Origin of the sequence: Rhodomicrobium sp. R_RK_3 (assembly GCF_002198715.1) — a bacterium.
Classification (GTDB): domain Bacteria; phylum Pseudomonadota; class Alphaproteobacteria; order Rhizobiales; family Rhodomicrobiaceae; genus R-RK-3.
In genome coordinates this window covers 215,227-233,552 of the sequence record NZ_MWLK01000037.1, presented here as the reverse complement: position 1 = coordinate 233,552, position 18,326 = coordinate 215,227, and the positions used below count along the sequence as shown (strand labels likewise).

The window sequence follows — 18,326 nt, the reverse complement described above, 5'->3', positions numbered from 1 at the left end:
TCCGCGCAGGCTATACATGGCGATTGAGGGTGGGCAAGTGAAACGATCGCCCTGCTGAACCGTTAGCAGCCGGGAGTTTTACGATGTCCGCACGACTAAGCCTCGTTCTCGCCGCGCTGATCCTGCCCTTGTTCGCCAGTCCTCCTCAGTCCATTGCCCAAGACCGCTCGCTTCCGGGAAAGCGTCCCCACAATCTGTCGGGGGCCGAAAAAGCCGGGGCCGCGAAGAAGGCGGTGGATGATGATGACGACGACGATGATGATGACGATGAGGAGGAGGGCGCCGTAACGGCGCCCGCCGAGCGCGACAAGCCGAGCGGTGACGACCCGCTGGAGGCGACGTCCCGCGAGGGCGAGGTGGAGGGCATTCCGCCCTTGCCGAGCCGCGCGCTGGCGCCGTCGCTGCGCGCGCCGAAAAAGGCCGATGCCCCGCTCGGCCCCGAAGCGCCGCCGGAAAGATGGAGCGACGGCGAAATCGCCGAGGCCAAGGTGCAATGCGCCAAATTGCTGCCCGAAGGCGGCTTCGAGCTGAAGGTGCTCGCGCCGATCCGCGAAGGCATTTGCGGCAACCCCGCGCCGGTCGCGCTGAAATATATCAACCACACGCCGCGCACCGAGCTGCGCCCGGTCGCCACCACGAGCTGCGGCCTCGCCGCCGCGCTCGACCGCTGGCTGGAGGAGGTGGTGCAGCCACGCGCCAAGGCGTTATTGCAGGCCAATGTGATCCGGCTGATGCATCTGTCCGCCTATGTCTGCCGCAGCCGCTACAACGATACGACCCAGCGCATCAGCTACCACGCCTTTGCCGACGCCATCGACGTCTCGGAATTCGTCACCGCCAAGGGCGAGCATATCAATGTGCTCGAGCACTGGTCGGCGGGCGACGAGCGGGCGCAGTTCCTCCGCGAAGCGCATGACGGGGCGTGCAAGGTGTTCGGCACGGTGCTCGGCCCGGAAGCCAATGCCGCGCATAAAAACCACTTCCATCTCGACATGGCCAAGCGCCGCCACAGTGCCTTTTGCCAGTAGCCCTGGCGCGCGATATTGCGCGGCATATATATGGAGTGTGAAAGCCGCGCCGGCGCCTCGCCGCAAGGCCGCCGCAGATTCGGGTAAAAAGCCGCGACAACGCCATTTTAATTTCCTGCCCCGACCATGATTGGCGCGCAGGGTGGCGGGGCCTGTACTGCCTTTGCCCGTAGATAATGCATCCAACCGGCCAAGCAAAGCCTGGGTCAAGGCGGCAGTCGAGAAAAGCTATTCGCGGTTTGCGACTTCGAATTGCCCCGCTGGCGGCAAGATGATAGGAAATGGCAAGCCTGTTTCGAGGGGATGTTCGACAATGGATAAGAAGATTGCCGGTGACGAGAGCGTCGCCAAACACCGTGTCGCCGAAGCGCCCTACATGCCACTGCCCGGATTCCCCGCCACCCGAATGCGCCGCGCCCGCCAGACCGAATGGTCGCGCCGCCTCGTGCGCGAGAACCGCCTGACCACCGACGATCTGATTTGGCCGCTGTTCGTTGCCGCCGGCGAGAACCAGCGCGTGCCGATCGGCTCGATGCCGGGCGTCGAGCGGCTGTCCGTCGACCTGATCGTCGCCGCCGCCGAGGAAGCCGCCAGCCTGTCGATCCCGACTATCGCGCTCTTCCCCTATACCGATCTTTCGCTGCGTGACGAGCGCGCCTCCGAAGCCGTCAATCCGGACAATCTGGTCTGCCGGGCCGTGCGCGCGATCAAAGCCGCCGTGCCGCAGATCGGCGTGCTCTGCGACGTCGCGCTTGACCCCTATACCTCGCACGGGCATGACGGCATCATGCGCGGCAGCGAGATCGTCAATGACGAGACGGTGGAGATGCTGGTCCGCCAGGCGCTGGTGCAGACCGAAGCCGGCTGCGACGTGCTCGCCCCCTCCGACATGATGGACGGCCGCATCGGCGCCATCCGCCAGGCGCTCGAGGATGGCGGCCACACCAATACGCTGATCATGTCCTACGCGGCGAAATATGCCTCCGCCTTCTATGGTCCGTTCCGCGAGGCCGTCGGCTCGTCCGGCACGCTGAAGGGCGACAAGCGCGCCTATCAGATGGACCCGGCCAATTCCGACGAGGCGATGCGCGAGGTCGAACTCGACCTCTCGGAGGGCGCCGACATGATCATGGTCAAGCCGGGGATGCCTTATCTGGACATCGTCCGCCGGGTCAAGGACCGCTTCGGCGCGCCGACCTTCGTCTATCAGGTGTCGGGCGAATATGCGATGTTGATGGCGGCCATCAACAATGGCTGGCTTGACAAGAACCGGGTGATGCTGGAAAGCCTGCTCGCCTTCAAGCGCGCTGGCGCCGACGGCATCCTCACCTATTTCGCCCGCGATGCGGCACGGCTTTTGCTAGAGCAGCGCGGATAATCGCCCAAGGGTCGCGCACGGCGCCCTTGCGGCACAGGGACATGTGCATGACCTTGGCAGCGCCGGACGTGACTGAGCCTGAATTCGCGCTCAGCTATCGGGATATTTTTAAGGCAACGAAGCTCATCAGTGGGCGCGTTTTGCGCACGCCCACGCTGCCGGCGCCAAAGCTGTCGCAGATGAGCGGCGCGCAGGTCTTCGTCAAATACGAAAACCTGCAAGTCACCGGCTCCTTCAAGGACCGGGGCGCGCTGGTGAAACTCCTCTCGCTGAGCACCGCCGAGCGCAAGCGCGGCGTCATCGCCATGTCGGCCGGCAACCATGCCCAGTCGGTCGCCTATCATGCGCGCCGGCTCGGCATTCCGGCGCTGATCGTGATGCCGGAGCAGACGCCTTTCGTGAAGGTCTCCAACACCGAAGGTTTTGGCGCCGAAGTCGTGCTGGCGGGCGAAACGGTCGCCGAGGCGCGCGAAATGGCGCTGACCCTGGGCGCCGAACGCGGCCTGACCTTCGTCCATCCCTATGACGATCCTTATGTGATCGCCGGCCAGGGCACGCTCGGCGCGGAATTCCTGGAAGACCAGCCGGATCTGGATTGCGCCATCCTGCAGATCGGCGGCGGCGGCCTGATCGCCGGCTGCGCCATCGCGATGAAGAAGCTGAAGCCCTCGATCGAGATTTTCGGCGTCGAGACCGAGCTTTACCCGTCGATGAAGGCCGGGCTCGCTGGCGAGACGCCCATCTGCGGCGGCCAGACGCTGGCGGAAGGCATCGCCGTCAAATCCGCCGGATCGCTGACCCTGCCCATCGTCGCCAAGCTCGTCTCCGACATCATCCTGGTCAGCGAGCAGCAGATCGAGCAGGCCGTCTCGGCTTTCCTGGTGCAGCAAAAGACCATGGCGGAGGGCGCGGGCGCAGCCGGACTTGCCGCATTGCTCGCCGAGCCCGAGCGCTTTCGCGGCCGCAAGGTCGGGCTGGTGCTGTCGGGCGGCAATATCGACGTGCGGATGCTGGCCTCGGTCCTGGTGCGCGGCCTCGAGCGCGAGGACAAGATCATCTCGCTCCGCCTCGTCGTCGACGACCAGCCAGGGATGCTCGGTCGCGTCGCCACATGTCTGGGAGAAGCAGGCGCGAATATTCTCGAAGTTTCCCACCGCCGGATGTTCCTCGACATCCCAGCCAAGGGCATCACCCTCGATGTGATGATCGAGACCAAGGACGCCAAGCACGCGGCCTCGATCATGGCGATGCTCGAAGCCAAGGGGTTCAGCGTCTTCCGGCTCGACTAGATGTTGTGCGCGCGAGCTGGTCCGAGGGACCGCCGCGCGCCGCCCGCAATCGCGTGCAACAAATCCTTTCAACACGCGTCCAGAGGCCTTACAATCGGTGGAAATCGAGAGTTTTCGCACTGCCCCCAAGCCCATGTAATCAAATTGGATACATAAGTAAAAATATCAGTTTGTAAATTGTCTGAGCAGTTATAGCTTTCTCCGCATAAATTTCAGGCACTTGATTTCACTGGCAACTGTCACTTAAGCTGAACCGTTGAGAGTGTTCTTATGTGCGGCAAGCCACAGGTGAGGAGTGAGGGTCTGACGTGACAGAGCAGAGTCGACGCTTTCCGGAATTCTACGTTACGGCTCCGCAGCCCTGCCCCTATCTTCCTGGGCGTCTGGAACGGAAGATTTTCACCCATTTGACGCCGGACAAGTCTACCGCGATGGTGGATAATCTTCTGAAAGGCGGCTTCCGCCGCAGCCAGAACATCGCCTATATGCCCTATTGCGACGGCTGCCAGGCCTGCGTTTCCGTGCGCATCGTCGTCGACGAATTCACCCCGACCCGCTCGCTCCGCCGCATCAGCCGCCGCAACGAGGATCTGCATACCAAGCGCGTCGCCGCCATCGCCACCTCGGAGCAATATTCGCTGTTCCGCGATTATATCGCCGCGCGCCATTCGGACGGCGGCATGGCCGATATGTCGGTTTTCGACTATTCGATGATGGTCGAGGACAGCGCCGTCGAGACCTTCATCACCGAATACCGGCGCAAGCCGGCCTCGCGCCTGCTCAGCAGCGCGGTGACCGGCGACCAGCCGCTCGCCGCCGCGGTGCTCTGCGACCGCCTCAGTGACGGCCTCTCGCTGGTCTACAGCTATTACGACCCCGCGCTGATCGACCGGAGCCTGGGCAGCTACATCATTCTCGAGCATATCGAGCACGCGAAAAATCTCGGCCTGCCCTATGTTTATCTGGGCTATTGGATCGAGGGCTCGCGAAAGATGGCGTATAAATCGCGCTTTATGCCGCAAGAGCGCCTGACCCGCCATGGCTGGATCCGCGCCGCCACCCCGGCCGCCGCCGGAGGCACGAGCCGCTAAAGCGGAACGTTTTTCAACGCAATCCACGGTGGAGAGCGCCGAGATCGCGGCGGCAATTCGGCATTCGCGCCTTAACCGGTGGCGCGGCGCAGGGGCAGGCCAAGCGGCGATAAGGCCGGCTGGCGCTCGAAGCGCTCCTGACGCGAGCGGCTTGCGTCCTCGAGCGCGGCGGCGAATTTTCCCGGCGGCAAGCGGAACGCCTGATGGTAATCTCCGGGCTTGCCGAGCACGGCGCGGTAGTCGAGCCCCAGCTTCAAGGCGAGCCAGAGATAGGTGCTCTTGACGCAATTTTCGGGAAAGATCTCGATGACCGTGGTGCCCGGACGGGCGAAGAGGAGATTGGTCAGCCCGGCGCCATGCACCGCAACGATCATGTCGCTGTCGCCAAAGGCGCGGACCTGCTCGCGATGATTGCCGGCATGCGCCTCGAAGCGCGCAAAACCCTTGGCGGCGGCGACCGCCTCCAACTCCGCCTCGTTGAGCAGGCGGCGCTGCTTGGCGTCGCCGCGGCTGAAGAACATTTGGCCGCCGCCGCGCGGCTCGGCGAGCCCGTAATGCGCCCGGACCAGACCCGTGAGCCTCGCCGCCGCCTTGCGGTCGACCGGCAGCCATTCCGCATTGTCGCTGGCATGGTGCAGCCAGAGATAGCGCGAGACCTCGGCCCGCTCGCCCTTCCCCAGCCCCTCGAACCGCACCGCCGGATAGGCGGCGGCGACCGCCGCGCACACCTGCCGCTGGAAGAGCGGCCCGTCGGCGGGAACGAGCACGGTCAGCGGCTCGCTGGCGGCGTGCTCGCGCTCGAGATAGGTCAGCAGCGGCAGCAGGCTGGCGAAGAAGTGGAAATAATGCCCGGCGCCTTCGAGCCAGGTCACCAGCCCGTCATCGAAGGCGCGTGGCGCCAGCCGCCTCGGGCGCGCCTGATTGCGGTTCGGCACGGTGTGGCCGCGCAGGGACAGCATCCGCCCATCGGCGGCACTGATCACCGCTCCGACATGGCCGAGCACGGCGCAGCGCGGGATGACCGCCATCTGCCGGCGGAACAGCCGCTCGCGGCGGGCATCGGACGGGCCGACGATCTTGTCGTTGCGGCGCGCCCCGCGCAGGATCTCGCCATGCCGCGCATCGTCGAACGCGGCATCGGCGAAGGAGACCACATCGTCGATCTTTTCCGCCGCGATCGAAGAGGCGGTTACGCTCGCCAGCGGAAACGACCATTTTTCCGCGACCGGCACGACACGGAAGATGGTGCGCCAGAGGGCCCAGCGCAGCCAGCGGCCGTTGAGGCGCCTGCGCCAACTGCTCTTCTGTGAGGGCCAAGCCATGCCGTCCATCCGGATGCCGAAATCTCCTGCAAGGGGTATCGTCAGGCCGGACTCGCGTCAAGGCTGCATTTCTCTGTAAGTAAAACCATGGATTGTAGCGCGCCCTGATTTGGTGGAAAAAACACCCTCGCTAAAATTGCGCGGCGGCTTTCGGCCCGCTTTCGCTTTTGGCGCTTAAGCCTTTCGAATTAAGGCGCTTTCGCGTCGGCCCGGCGCGGCCGGGAGGGACGGGCGGCGAAAAGGTCAACCTTAATATCGGGGGCTGGTTCAGATTTTGCGGTCAGGCTTAAACCGGAATTTACTTTTTCGGGCCTTGAATATGGGAGACAGGTGAGAGACGGTGCGCGCCACGCCCGATTATGGGACGCCCGTCAACGATACATTAGCCCTGGCAGGCTTTTGGCTGGAAAGGCCGGCTGACCGCCTTGCCCGAGTTTCATTCGCGGGTTGTAATCCCGCCTCGCCGGTCTTCCGCGACGCGCGGCCCCTCGCGCTGACAAAACAGGTTCGTAGTATGAGTGTCGACCTCGCCGCGCCAATGCCGTTCCCCCGCGTGAAACCGGTGTCCCCGACCACAGCCCTTCGCGTCAGGCAGGCGCGCGAAAAGCTCATGAGCCGCTCCGGCACGCGGCCCGAATTCAACTACGAGCTTCTGGCGATCTTCGTCCGGTCGGAACTGACGGCCTCCCTGGCCATCCCGCTGCTGGCGGTGGTGGTGGCGGTCGGCCTGTTGCCCTGGGCGCCGGTCGACAAGCTGCTGTTCTGGCTGGCGACCGTCTTCATCTCCAAGGGTATCCTGATCCTGCTCTGCCGCAAATTCCAGGCGCTGAGCCGGAAGCAGGCCGATTGCGAACTGTGGCGCCGCTATCTGGCCGCCGCCGAATTCCTCTACGGCACAACCTGGGCCGCCGTCGCTTTCATCGATTTCGCGCCCGCCGACCAGCGTTCGGCCTTCTTCTTCGTCTTCGCCGCGATCATGGTCGTCGTCGCCATGCGCACCATGTTCGCCTCGACCGTGATGCGCATCCTCTATGCCGGCACCATCCCGATGACCACGGCGCTGGTGCTGCGCTTCGCCCTCGCTGAGCAGCCCTTCTACTGGGCCATGGCGGCGGTCGCCATCGGCATCCATGTCTATCTGATCTTCCTGGCGAGCGGGCTGCACTCGACCGTGCTGGCGATGCTGGAATACCGCGCCGAAAAGGACGCCCTCGTCGGCGAACTCGAACAGGCGAAGGCGGTCTCGGACGAGGCGCGGCGCCGGGCGGAGGCGGCGAACCTCGCCAAGTCCAAATTCCTCGCCAATATGAGCCATGAGCTGCGCACGCCGCTCAACGCCATCCTCGGCTTCTCCGAGATGATGCGCGACGAAATCCTAGGGCCGATGCAGAACCCGACCTACAAATCCTACGCCCAGGACATCCACCATAGCGGCGAGCACCTGCTGAACCTGATCAACCAGATCCTCGACCTCTCGCGCATCGAGGCCGGGCGCTACGAACTGGCCGAAGAGCCGGTCATGCTGGCCGATGTGATGGATGATTGCCAGCGCCTGCTCAGCCTGCGCGCCGAGAGCAAGGGCTTGAAGGTCATCGAGAATTTCAAGGAGACCATGCCCCGGCTGTGGTCGGAGAAGCGCGCCGTGCGCCAGATCTGCCTCAACTTGCTCTCCAACGCGATCAAATTCACCCCGCCCGGCGGCACCATCACGCTGACCGTCGGCATGAGCCGCAAGGGCGAGCAGTTCCTCAGCGTCAAGGATAGCGGGCCGGGCATACCGGAATCGGAAATCCCCCGCGTTATGAGCCCGTTCGGCCAGGGCTCGCTCGCTTCGGCCTCGAATGAAGGCGGCAGCGGTCTCGGCCTGCCCATCGTTAAAGGGCTGGTGGAACTCCATGGCGGCAGGCTCGACCTGAAGAGCCGCCTCCGCCATGGCACCGAATTGAAGATCACCTTCCCGCTCAGCCGCGTCATGCAGCCGACGCCGCGGCTTGCGATCCCCGTCACCGTGGCCGCCCCCGTCGCGCCGGCGGCGGTGCTGCGCGTGAGCAACGGCTGACGATCAGCCCACGTCCCGCGCGCGACCTGGCATCAGGTAAACAGGCGCCAGAGCAGCGGCAGCAGCAGGGCGGTCGCCAGCGCGTTGAGGCCCATGGCGAGGCCGGCGAAAGCACCGGCGACCTCGTTCACCTGCAAGGCGCGCGCCGTCCCCAGGCCATGGCTGGCCGTGCCGATGGCAAGGCCCCGGGCGCTCCAATCGGTGATGCCGAGCATCGTCATCAGCGGCGGCCCGAGCATCGAGCCGAGGATGCCGGTCAGGATCACCAGCACGGCGGTCAGCGAGGGCAGGCCGCCGAGCTGTTCCGAGATGCCCATGGCGACCGGCGCCGTCACCGATTTCGGCGCGATCGAGATGGCGGTGATCGCGCTGCCGCCGAGCAGCGTCACCAGGGCGTAGGCCGAAACCGACGCCGTCAGCGAGCCGGTGAGGATGCTGGTGAGCACCGCCAGCGCCGAGCGCTTCACCCGGTCGAACTGCCGGTAGAGCGGGATGGCGAGGGCGACGGTCGCCGGGCCGAGCAGGAAATGCACGAATTGCGCGCCTGCGAAATAGGTGGAATAGCTGGTGCCGGTCAGCGTCAAGGCCGCCACCAGCAGGATCACGGCGAGCAGCACCGGGTTGAGCAGCGGGTTGAGGCTGCCGCGCCGGTAGACCCAGCTTCCGGCCTGGTAGGCGACGAGTGTCAGCGTCAGATGCAAGAGCGGGCTGGCGGAGAGATAGACCCAGATTTCGCGCAAATTTCCACTCATGACGTTTTGCCGTCCCTGCCCTCGGCGGCGGGGGTGGCGCGGCGGCTGAGCCACTGCATCATCAGCCCGGTGACGGCGATGGTGAGCAGCGTCGAGACGACGAGCCCCACCGAAATCGGCACGATCTCGGCCCGCAGCAGCTCCAGATGCAGCATTACGCCGACGCCGGCGGGCACGAACAGCAGCGACAGATTGCCGAGCAGCGTGTCGGCAAGCCGTCCGATATCGTCCGGGATGCCGCCGCGCAGGACCAGCCCGCCGAACAGCAGCGCCATGCCGCAAACCGGGCCCGGCACGGAGAGTCCCGTCGCGGTGACCAGGAGTTCCCCGGCCAACTGGCAGCACAAGATGAGAGTGAGAGCGTTGAGCATGGAAATTGAATTACCTTTCAAGGAGATGCGGTCGGATAGCTCCCTGCAAGCGGCAGGCCAGGAGCGGGGCGATGTTCACCCGGAATTCACGCCGCATTCGGAATAGTCGGCAAGAGATTGATTGCGCAGCCAACAGAATTTACAACGGTCCCTGCTGGATCATGGGTGCCACGCAAAAAGCACCCGGCGGCGGCACCCGCCGGGGCGTCTCCCGCGGGTCTCCGGCCCGGCGGGGATTGGGAGCCGCTACACTTTGGAAGGATCGCATGAAACGGATCGTCATCGCGGCGCTCGCCGTCAGTTTTTCGGGCAGCGCCATGGCTGAGCAATTGCCGCTGAAGCGGGTGGTGTTGTCGACGGCGGGGCTGGCGCAGTTCACCCATGCCGGCGAGGTCGTGGCGGGCACCACGATCGACCTGTCGGTGCGGCTCGACCAGGTGGACGATCTGCTGAAGAGCCTGACCGTGTTCGACCAGGAAGGCGCCATCGGTGGCGTCAGCCTGCCCGGCAAGGCGCCGCTCGCCGAGCTGTTCCGCGACCTGCCTTTCGGGCCCGAGGCGCTGAATTCGCTGCCGAATCTGCTGAACGCCCTGGTCGGCTCGGAGATCGAGATCGAGGGGCCGGTAAACGCCAAGGGCCGGGTGCTGCGGCTCGAAGAGGTGCAGGCGCGGCTGCCCGACGATGGCGGCCAGCAGGTGCAGCACCGGCTGACCATGATGACCGAAGGCGGCTTCGTGCAGGCCGTGCTCGAGGAGCTGTCCGCCGTCCGCTTCAACGATGAGAATACGCGCAACCAGATCGACCGGGCGCTGAAGGGCGTCGCGGCGAACCGGGCCAAGGAGCGGCGCACGCTCGCCATCAACCTGCTGGGGCGGACGACGCGGCCGGTGGGCTTCAGCTATGTGGTCGCCGCGCCGGTCTGGAAGACCGCCTATCGGCTGGTGCTGCCGCCGGATGCGGGCGGCAAGGCGCGTCTGCAGGGCTGGGGCGTCGTCGAGAATCTGACCGGCAGCGACTGGGCCGATGTCGAGCTGGCGCTGATTTCGGGCAATCCGGTGGCGCTGAAACAGCCGCTCTATACGGCGTTCTATGTCGAGCGCCCGGAAATTCCGGTGACGACCGCGCAGCGTATCGTGCCGCGCCGTGATGACGCCGAGGAGGCGGTTCCCGCGCCCGCGCCGATGGCCAAGGGGGGAGTTCTGCGCTACTCCCGCCTCGCCGATAAAGCCGAGGCGCCAGCCGCGCGGGCGATGAGCATCGCCCAAGACTCCGCGCCGATGCCCGAGGAGATGGGCAACGCCGCGCTGGCCGCCGAGGCCGAGGAAGCCACGACGCAGATCTCCTATAAATTCCCGGAAAAAGTGACACTGGCCAACGGCTCCACCATGATGGTGCCCTTCGTCGACCGCGAGGTCGCCGCCGCCCGCACCTGGCTCTATCAGCCTGACACCAATGCGCGCCACCCGCTCGCCGCTGTGCTGCTGCAGAATGACAGCGCGAGCGCCCTGCCGGCCGGCATCATCACTGCCTATGACCGCACCAGCGACGGCCGCTCGAATTTCGTCGGCGACGCGCAATTGCCGCTGACCGCCAAGAGCACGTCGAAATTCGTCACCTTCGCGCTCGACGCCAAGACCGATGTTCGCCGTACCGACAATGGCATCAAGCAGACGCGGCTCGGCAAGGTGGCGAACGGCCAGCTCACCGTGTCGGTGAAGTCGGTGCGCCGCATCGATTACGAGATCACCCCGCCAAAGGAGGAAGACCGCGATGTCGTCATCGACGAAGTCCGCCCGAGCGGCTGGAACCCGGTCGGCGATGCGGCCAAGATCGAGCAGACCGCCGCGCGGCTGCGGCTGAAGGTGAACGCGCCCAAGGGCCAGACGACGAAGGCCTCGCTGGGCCTCGAGCGCACCGACCAGGAATTCATCGCGCTGAATACGCTGGATGCGGGCGGCATCGAGGCGACCTTGCGGGGCCTGGAGAATACCAGCCCGGCCTTGCAGCAGGCGCTGGCCCAGCTCGGCGCGATCGTCGCCGACATCAACAGGGCCGAGCGCCGCCGCGAAGCGATCGAGGCCGAGGTCAAGGGCGTTTCAGAGGATCAGGAGCGCATCCGCAAGAACCTGCAGGCGGTCGGCGCCAATTCCGATCTCGGCCGCCGCTATGTCGAGGCGCTGAAGACTCAGGAGAACCGGCTCGACGCGGTCAAGGAAGAGAGCGACAAGTTGGATGAGGAGATCGCGGCGAAGGGCGAGGAAGCCGCGACGGTTGCGAAGACGCTGGTGCTTTAAGGCGCCGGCGGCCGGCGTCGACGGCCCGGCAGGGTCTTGACGACCGGGCGAAATTGCCGTGGATTGCGGCCATGAGCCAGATCGTCGTTGCCGCGCTGTACAAATTCACGCCCTTCGCCGACCTGCCGGCGCTGAAGGCCTCGCTCGAACACGCCTGCGCCGAGGCGGGCATTCTCGGCACGCTCATCCTCGCGCCCGAAGGCATCAACGGCACGGTCGCGGGCTCGCGCGCCGGGATCGACGCCCTGCTCGGCCATATCCGGGCCATCCCCGGCTGCGGCGATCTCGACCACAAGGAGTCTTTCACCGACACGCCGCCCTTCTACCGCATGAAAATCCGGCTGAAGCGCGAGATCGTCACCATGGGCGTCCCCGGCATCGATCCGAACCGGCTCGCGGGCACCTATGTCGAGCCGCAGGATTGGAACGCGCTGATCGCCGATCCGGAGGTGGTGCTGATCGACACGCGCAATGATTATGAGGCCCGCATCGGCAGCTTTCCCGGCGCCATCGACCCCCAAACCACCTCTTTCGGCGAATTCCCCGACTGGTTCGACCGCCGCACCGACCTGCATGGCAAGCGCAAATTCGCGATGTTCTGCACCGGCGGCATCCGCTGCGAGAAGGCGACCGCCTTCCTGCGCCTGCGCGGCTTCGACGAGGTCTATCACCTCAAGGGCGGCATTCTGAAATATCTCGAAACCGTCCCCGAGCATGAAAGCCTTTGGCACGGCGAATGCTTCGTCTTCGACCAGCGCACCACGCTCGCCCATGGCAATGCGCCCGGCTCCTACGAGATCTGCCATGCCTGCCGCAATCCGGTCAGCGAGGCCGACCGCGCCGCGCCGGGTTATATCCCCGGCGTGAGCTGCCCGCATTGCGCCGACGCGCTGAGCGAGGACCAGAAGCGCCGCTTCGCCGAGCGCCAGAGGCAGGTCGAACTCGCCGAGCGGCGCGGTGTCGGCCATATCGGCGTCGCGCCGGAGCCGCGAGCCAAGCGCCGCGCGTAAGTCCCCAGCCTGAGCTCGCAAACTCCCTCCGCACCCGCACGGACTGGACGGCGCGCTTCTACATGATAAAGTCGTCACTTATGGTTGACGCGAGGTGAAACTTCTCGCCGCGCGCGGCAGCTTTGCCCTGCGCGGCGAGGGGTTTGGCCGGCGAAGAGAGCGCCGGTTCATCGCTCGCCCGGCGTCAGCCCGTATAGGAGGCCAGTTCGACGCAACAATGCCATTTCGCATCCAAGCTGCCAAACAGAGCAGGCGGGCGGAGCGGCATCATCTGGGAGGAAAACATGACGGACACGACGCTCGGCGCGGCTCGGATGGACCGCGCGGCCGGGACAAGCGGCGACTACCAATGGTTCAGAACCTACCCCAAGAGCGTCGATTGGTACGCCGAACTGAAAGGCGAGCCGCTCCCCGACATTCTCGACCGAACCGTGAGCGAATATCCGAACGCCATCTGCACGTCCTTCATGGGCGCCACGCTGACCTATCGCGAGATCGGCGCGTTGGCCGACAAGGCCGCCAAGGGATTGCAGCAACTGGGCGTGACCAAGGGCACCCGCGTCGGCCTGCTCCTGCCGAACGTGCCCTACTACCCCGTGCTGTACTACGCCATCCTGAAGGCGGGCGGCATCGTGGTAAACTTCAATCCGCTCTACACGGTCGAGGAGATCGCGCATCAGGCCAAGGACAGCGGCGCGTCGATCATGATCACGCTCGACCTGAAAGCCATCTTCCCCAAGGCCGAGGCGCTGCTGGCGTCGGGCGTCCTGTCGAAGCTGATCGTCTGCCCATTCCCGAAAGTGCTGCCGGGCCTGAAGGGCATGCTGTTCAAGCTCGCCAAGGGCAAGGAACTGGTGAAGATCAACGCCTCGGCGCAAAAGGCCAAGATCGTCAGTTTCGACACCCTCCTCGACAATGACGGCAATTACAAGCGCGTGCCCATCGATCCCGACAGCGACGTCGCGGTGCTGCAATATACCGGCGGCACCACCGGTACGCCGAAGGCCGCGATGCTCACCCATTCGAACCTGTCGATCAATCTGAAGCAGGCCGACCTGTGGGAGATGCATATAGAAAAGGGCACCGAGCGCATCATGGCAATCCTGCCCTTCTTCCACGTCTTCGCCATGACCACGATCATGAATCGCGGCATCTCCAACGCGGCCATGCTGATCCTGGTGCCGCGCTTCGACATCGACATGGTTCTGAAGTTGATCCGCGTGACCAAGCCCACGACGATGCCCGGCGTGCCGACCATGTTCAATGCGCTGCGCAATCATCCGAAGATGAACCCCAACGATTTGAAATCGCTGCGCACGGGCGTCTCGGGAGGCGCGCCGCTGCCGGTCGAGCTGAAGCGCAATTTCGAGAAGGAGGCGGGCGTCATTCTGGTCGAGGGCTACGGGCTGTCGGAGACTTCGCCGGTCGCCACCTGCAATCCGGTCGAGGGACCGGTGAAGGAAGGCTCGATCGGCCTGCCGATGCCGGGCACGATCCTGTCGCTGCGCTCGCTGGAGGACCCCACCAAGGAAGTGCCGCTCGGCGAGAAGGGCGAGATCTGCATCGCCGGGCCGCAGGTGATGAAAGGCTATTGGAATAAGCCGGAGGAAACCAAGGCGGCGTTCGTCGGCAAATTCTTCCGCACCGGCGATGTCGGCATCATGGACGCCGACGGCTTCACCTATATCGTCGACCGCATCAAGGATCTGATCCTTTGCTCCGGCTACAATGTCTATCCGCGCCGCATCGAGGAGGCGATCTACCAGCATCCGGCGGTCGAGGAGGTGACGGTGATCGGCATTCCCGACACCTATCGCGGCGAAGCGCCGATGGCCTTCGTCAAGCTGCGCGCGGGCGAGGCGGCGACGCCGGCGGATGTGATGAAATTCCTGGAGCTGAAACTGTCGAAGATCGAGATGCCCGCCAAGATCGAGTTCCGCGACGAGCTGCCGAAGACCATGGTCGGCAAGCTGTCGAAGAAGGAATTGAGGGCCGAAGTGATGAAGAGATAGATCACTAAGGCGGATTGTACCCGAACCCTCCCGGCCCTGGGGCACTCCTGGGGCCGAACCACTTTACCTATTTCGTAAAACCGTCACAAAACCGTTGCAAAATTCATAAGACATGCGCGGAACCGGATGGTGACAGGCAACTCCACGCAGTCATGCGCGAAGGAGTGGCGATGTCTGCGTTCGTGACCTATTCCGATATTCAAAGCGTTCTCAAGCTCGAACCCCATATGCGCAGCGCGGCGAAATGCGAGGCGCCGGCGCTGGTCTGCCATATCGCGGTCTGGCCGAAAGCCGGGGAAGACCCGCAAGGCACGCGCTCGGTCGCCGACTTCAATTTCCGTATCGAAAAGTGGAAGAACAGCCTCAACCGGTTCCTTGCGGGCCTTTCCGCATTCGGCAATGCCGCGCCGGCCTTGCGCCTGCACAGCCGCAAGGGCGAGGAGCGCATCCGCACCTTCCGCCGCAGCGCGGTCGACGTCGCCATGGTCTGGCGCGGCATACCGATCAACGCCCAGATCGAAATCCACACCGACTATGCGACCTTCACATTCGTCGCCAGCCTTGGCGGCCTCGACGCGCAGCCGAAACTGGATGGCGACAACCGCGATTGCGATCTGCGTGAGGCGCGCACCGGCGACAGCGATCTGCATGCGCGCATCCTGACCTTCCTCTCGCAAGCCGCGCGCCGCGACAGCGGGACGCCCGCCGCCGCCCCGGCTCCCGGCGAGCCGGCGGACCTGGATGCTTCGCCCGGCATGTCGGGCGAGACCGATGCGGAAGAGGAGGACATTGCCAGCTTCGCCGCCAACCAGCTTTACGAGGTGTTCTGGTCGATCTTCCTCGATGAGGCCTGCCGCAACGGCCAGTCGGCGGCGGGGATTCCCGGCGAGATCTTCGCCGACCTGCGCGGCGTCGTACTGGAGCCGCAAGTGGACCAGCGCACCGGCATCTGGATGCCGCGGCTGCAGCGCCGGCTCTCCCCGGCGCAATGGCTGCGAGGCCTGGCGGGCGAGTCTCAGGCGGAGCCGGCCGAGGTGAAGACCTTCGCCGACGAGGCTGTCTGCCATCAGATCCTGAAGAACTACGAGAAATTCGTCGCCTATCAGAATTTCAAGACCGACCAGCGCGAATTCGTGGCCTCGCGCGTGTTCAAGAACCGCGCCATTTTCGTCTCCGCGCTCGGGGCGGAATTGCTCGCCCAGGCCGCCGGCGACAGCGACGAAAGCGCCGAGCCGGGCGACGCCTCCGACCGCGCCATCCGCTATCTGATCCTGCTGGCCGATGCGAACGAGCGACAGGCGGGGCGGCTGGTCGAGCTGGTGAACACGCTTTCGACGCTGCAGGCGGTCGCCCTCAAGGACATCGACAAGATCCGCGAGATCGGCACCGCCATCCGGCTTGCCGGCGCCGAGCTCGACGAGATCTCGCGCGAATTCCGCACCTATATCCAGAATGAGGAGGTCGGACGCGCCGACCGCAGGTTCAACGACCATGAGGAGGTGCGGCGGCTGGAGACCCGGCTCTGCGACATGGAGACGAGGCTCACCGAAGTGTCGAGCACGCCTGTCGGCGGCCTGCAATACCGCGTCAGCCGCGCCCTATATTACTCGTCGCGCTTCAAGACCCGGATCGAAGGGCTCGACGTCAAGCCGATCACCACCTGGCAGCAATATGACGAGTTCGTCAAACGGCGGCTCTACTCGACCTTCGACTATCTGATCGAGGTCGGCAACCGCATCATCAAGCTGCAGGCGCGGGTGCAGACCACGCTGGAGGCGGTCGAGGCCAAGGCGCTGGTGCAGATTTCGAAGAATATCGAGGAGCTGAATGCCGAGCTGAACCGGGTCTACAACTCGCAAAGCTGGCAGACGGCGCTGCTTTTCGTCATCGGCATCACGGCGTTCGCCGGTGAGATTTTCGGCCCTGTCGCGGTGCATCAGGACTTGGGCCAATATGCCTATCAGGTCGTCGCGGTGCCGCCCGATTGCATGATGCCCGCCGAGCTGCGGCACCCGCTTCCGCAGCAGCAACCGCAGCCCCAGCCGCAACCGCCCGGCGCTCCGGTTGCGGGCGCGGCGACCGAGCCGCCACCGAGCGTCGGCGCGCTTCCCAAATCCGACGATTCCTGGTCGAACAGCGACAATCTGCGCTGCGGCGGCGCTTACCGGTTGAACGGCTACATCTTTGGCGTCGCCATCTCCCTGCTGCTGGGGGTGGTCGTCCATGCGCTGCGGCTGCTGAAGGCCGGCTGGCGGCAGCTCACACGCGGCACGGTCGGGGAATGGCGCCAGCGCCTCACCGCCGGGCGGGACGCACGAAGCTCATCAGCAACAGCCCCGCGCCCAGAAACAGCATGATCACCGATAGCGCGATCTGAAGGCTGCCGCTGATCTCCGCCACGAGGCCAATGACGAAGGGCGCGGCGAAGGCCGTCACCTTGCCGGAGAAGGCGAAGAAGCCGAAGAACTCCGTCATATGCTCGGCAGGCGCCATGCGGGCAAGCAGGCTGCGGCTCGCCGATTGCAGCGGGCCGGAGGCAAGGCCGATCAGGATCGAGAAGGCGATATAGACCATCTCGCCGGTGCTGGCGAAGGCGCCGTCGGTCGGCGCGCGCGGCGTCGCCGACAGCACGAACAGCACGGTGTCGCGGTCGATCGACATCGCCCCGGTCAGGCCGATCATGATGGTGAGGATCGCGCCGATGATGACGGGCTTGGAGCCGAGCTTGTCGTCGAGGAAGCCGCCGATCAGCGCGCCGACGCCCGCCGCCAGCGACAGGATGATGCCGAAATAGCCGATGACAATGGTCTGCCAGCCGAATTCGGTCGCCGCGTAGATGCCGCCGAAGGTGAAGATCGCGAGCAGGCCGTCGATATAGAGCATCCGGGCGGCAAAGAAGAAGGCGATGTCGCGATAGGCGCGGATTTTCTGCAGGGTTCCGACGACCGAGGCCAGCGCGCCGCGCAGCGAGACGCGCTCGGCGCCGGCGCGGGCCGGAGCGTCCGGCGTGAACAGGAAGAAGGGGATGACGAAGAGGACGAACCACAGAGCGCAGAACGGGCCGACGATGCGGTCCATCTCCCGGCTGGCGACGTCGAGCGTCAGCAGCGGTTCGAGGCCGAGCATGGTCAGGCCGCTGCCGGTGTCGATCAGCACGAAGGCGACCATGAAGATCAAGGCGACCAGGCCGCCGATATAGCCGAGCCCCCAGCCGGTGCCGCTGAGCCGGCCGAGCTGTTCGGGCGCGACCAGACGCGGCATCAGCGCATTGTTGAGGATCTCGGCATATTCGATGGTGACGGTGGCGACGATCAGCGCCAGTACGATGAACCAGATATTGCCGGTCGCGCCGGGGACGGCGAACCACAGCAGGAGCTGGCCGGCGACGAAGCCGATCGACAGCAGGAACATGATCGGCTTGAGGCGCCCGCGCGCATCCGCGAAGGCGCCAATGATCGGGCCGCCGAGCGCGATGAACACCGCCGACACCGCCATCGTATAGCCCCAGATCGCGGTGCCGCGCGCCGGGTCGCCGATGAAATAGGCGCTGAAATAAGGGGCGAACAGAAAGGTTGTGACGAGCGTGTAGAAGGGCTGCGCCGCCCAGTCGAAGAACATCCAGCCCGTGATCGCCAGCGGCCCGGCGGATTTTGTCACGGGGACGTAGTCAGATGCGACCGATGTGCTCATGGCGTGGCCCCAATGAGAGCGAAAGGGCAA

At 65.1% G+C, this 18,326-nt stretch carries 13 protein-coding genes; 9 read left to right on the top strand and 4 right to left on the bottom strand.

Going from position 1 to position 18,326, the window contains the following annotated elements:
• Window positions 1–83: 83 nt before the first annotated feature.
• The 4 genes from BLEFHOIH_RS24530 (at window position 84) to BLEFHOIH_RS24515 (ending at window position 4,786) form a co-directional block, all read left to right on the top strand.
• Complete coding sequence (locus BLEFHOIH_RS24530) at window positions 84–1,028, top strand: extensin family protein (protein ID WP_088348678.1); 945 nt, start codon at window positions 84–86, stop codon at window positions 1,026–1,028.
• A 376-nt stretch (window positions 1,029–1,404) separates the two neighbouring features.
• A complete protein-coding gene (gene hemB, locus BLEFHOIH_RS24525; protein WP_245297182.1) occupies window positions 1,405–2,406 on the top strand; it encodes a porphobilinogen synthase in 1,002 nt (333 codons plus the stop codon).
• Window positions 2,407–2,453: 47 nt separating this feature from the next.
• Window positions 2,454–3,695, top strand: coding sequence for a threonine ammonia-lyase (locus BLEFHOIH_RS24520; RefSeq protein ID WP_088348735.1), 1,242 nt, complete (start codon window positions 2,454–2,456; stop codon window positions 3,693–3,695).
• 308 nt (window positions 3,696–4,003) lie between these two features.
• The gene (locus BLEFHOIH_RS24515) at window positions 4,004–4,786 is read left to right on the top strand and encodes an arginyltransferase (protein WP_088348676.1); all 783 of its coding nucleotides are present in this window, start codon (window positions 4,004–4,006) and stop codon (window positions 4,784–4,786) included.
• A 71-nt stretch (window positions 4,787–4,857) separates the two neighbouring features.
• Here the strand turns inward: BLEFHOIH_RS24515 and BLEFHOIH_RS24510 are convergent, their stop codons facing one another.
• The gene (locus BLEFHOIH_RS24510; RefSeq protein ID WP_170937362.1) at window positions 4,858–6,108 is read right to left on the bottom strand and encodes a glycosyltransferase family 61 protein; all 1,251 of its coding nucleotides are present in this window, start codon (window positions 6,106–6,108) and stop codon (window positions 4,858–4,860) included.
• A gap of 514 nt (window positions 6,109–6,622) precedes the next feature.
• Between BLEFHOIH_RS24510 and BLEFHOIH_RS24505 the strand changes: the two genes are divergently transcribed.
• A complete protein-coding gene (locus tag BLEFHOIH_RS24505; protein WP_088348675.1) occupies window positions 6,623–8,167 on the top strand; it encodes a HAMP domain-containing sensor histidine kinase in 1,545 nt (514 codons plus the stop codon).
• A 32-nt stretch (window positions 8,168–8,199) separates the two neighbouring features.
• Here the strand turns inward: BLEFHOIH_RS24505 and BLEFHOIH_RS24500 are convergent, their stop codons facing one another.
• Both BLEFHOIH_RS24500 and BLEFHOIH_RS24495 read right to left on the bottom strand, forming a co-directional pair.
• Window positions 8,200–8,919 carry an LrgB family protein gene (locus BLEFHOIH_RS24500; RefSeq protein WP_088348674.1) on the bottom strand — a complete coding sequence of 240 codons (720 nt, stop codon included), beginning with the start codon at window positions 8,917–8,919 and terminating at the stop codon, window positions 8,200–8,202.
• Window positions 8,916–9,290, bottom strand: a complete 375-nt coding sequence (locus BLEFHOIH_RS24495; RefSeq protein ID WP_088348673.1) for a CidA/LrgA family protein — start codon at window positions 9,288–9,290, stop codon at window positions 8,916–8,918. Before BLEFHOIH_RS24495 ends, BLEFHOIH_RS24500 begins: the two co-directional genes overlap by 4 nt.
• A gap of 266 nt (window positions 9,291–9,556) precedes the next feature.
• Between BLEFHOIH_RS24495 and BLEFHOIH_RS24490 the strand changes: the two genes are divergently transcribed.
• The 4 genes from BLEFHOIH_RS24490 to BLEFHOIH_RS24475 all read left to right on the top strand — a co-directional run bounded on the left by BLEFHOIH_RS24490 (window position 9,557) and on the right by BLEFHOIH_RS24475 (window position 16,963).
• Entirely contained in the window at window positions 9,557–11,584 is a 2,028-nt protein-coding gene (locus tag BLEFHOIH_RS24490) for a DUF4139 domain-containing protein (protein WP_088348672.1), read from the top strand.
• A 71-nt stretch (window positions 11,585–11,655) separates the two neighbouring features.
• On the top strand, window positions 11,656–12,594 hold the full coding sequence (locus BLEFHOIH_RS24485) for a rhodanese-related sulfurtransferase (RefSeq protein WP_088348671.1): 939 nt from the start codon (window positions 11,656–11,658) through the stop codon (window positions 12,592–12,594).
• Window positions 12,595–12,878: 284 nt separating this feature from the next.
• Window positions 12,879–14,606, top strand: a complete 1,728-nt coding sequence (locus tag BLEFHOIH_RS24480; RefSeq protein ID WP_245297180.1) for a long-chain fatty acid--CoA ligase — start codon at window positions 12,879–12,881, stop codon at window positions 14,604–14,606.
• Between the two features lie 170 nt (window positions 14,607–14,776).
• Window positions 14,777–16,963, top strand: coding sequence for a DUF3422 family protein (locus BLEFHOIH_RS24475; RefSeq protein WP_088348670.1), 2,187 nt, complete (start codon window positions 14,777–14,779; stop codon window positions 16,961–16,963).
• Here BLEFHOIH_RS24475 and BLEFHOIH_RS24470 read toward each other — a convergent pair.
• A complete protein-coding gene (locus BLEFHOIH_RS24470) occupies window positions 16,902–18,296 on the bottom strand; it encodes an MFS transporter (protein WP_170937361.1) in 1,395 nt (464 codons plus the stop codon). The genes BLEFHOIH_RS24475 and BLEFHOIH_RS24470 overlap by 62 nt on opposite strands.
• Window positions 18,297–18,326 lie beyond the last annotated feature (30 nt).

Coding starts and splice junctions, on each gene's coding strand:
- hemB (WP_245297182.1), top strand. CDS start 1,405: ATGCCACTGCCCGGATTCCCCGCCACCCGAATGCGCCGCGCCCGCCAG.
- BLEFHOIH_RS24475 (WP_088348670.1), top strand. CDS start 14,777: ATGTCTGCGTTCGTGACCTATTCCGATATTCAAAGCGTTCTCAAGCTC.
- BLEFHOIH_RS24505 (WP_088348675.1), top strand. CDS start 6,623: ATGAGTGTCGACCTCGCCGCGCCAATGCCGTTCCCCCGCGTGAAACCG.
- BLEFHOIH_RS24495 (WP_088348673.1), bottom strand. CDS start 9,290: ATGCTCAACGCTCTCACTCTCATCTTGTGCTGCCAGTTGGCCGGGGAA.
- BLEFHOIH_RS24470 (WP_170937361.1), bottom strand. CDS start 18,296: ATGAGCACATCGGTCGCATCTGACTACGTCCCCGTGACAAAATCCGCC.
- BLEFHOIH_RS24490 (WP_088348672.1), top strand. CDS start 9,557: ATGAAACGGATCGTCATCGCGGCGCTCGCCGTCAGTTTTTCGGGCAGC.
- BLEFHOIH_RS24485 (WP_088348671.1), top strand. CDS start 11,656: ATGAGCCAGATCGTCGTTGCCGCGCTGTACAAATTCACGCCCTTCGCC.
- BLEFHOIH_RS24500 (WP_088348674.1), bottom strand. CDS start 8,919: ATGAGTGGAAATTTGCGCGAAATCTGGGTCTATCTCTCCGCCAGCCCG.
- BLEFHOIH_RS24480 (WP_245297180.1), top strand. CDS start 12,879: ATGACGGACACGACGCTCGGCGCGGCTCGGATGGACCGCGCGGCCGGG.
- BLEFHOIH_RS24530 (WP_088348678.1), top strand. CDS start 84: ATGTCCGCACGACTAAGCCTCGTTCTCGCCGCGCTGATCCTGCCCTTG.
- BLEFHOIH_RS24510 (WP_170937362.1), bottom strand. CDS start 6,108: ATGGCTTGGCCCTCACAGAAGAGCAGTTGGCGCAGGCGCCTCAACGGC.
- BLEFHOIH_RS24520 (WP_088348735.1), top strand. CDS start 2,454: ATGACCTTGGCAGCGCCGGACGTGACTGAGCCTGAATTCGCGCTCAGC.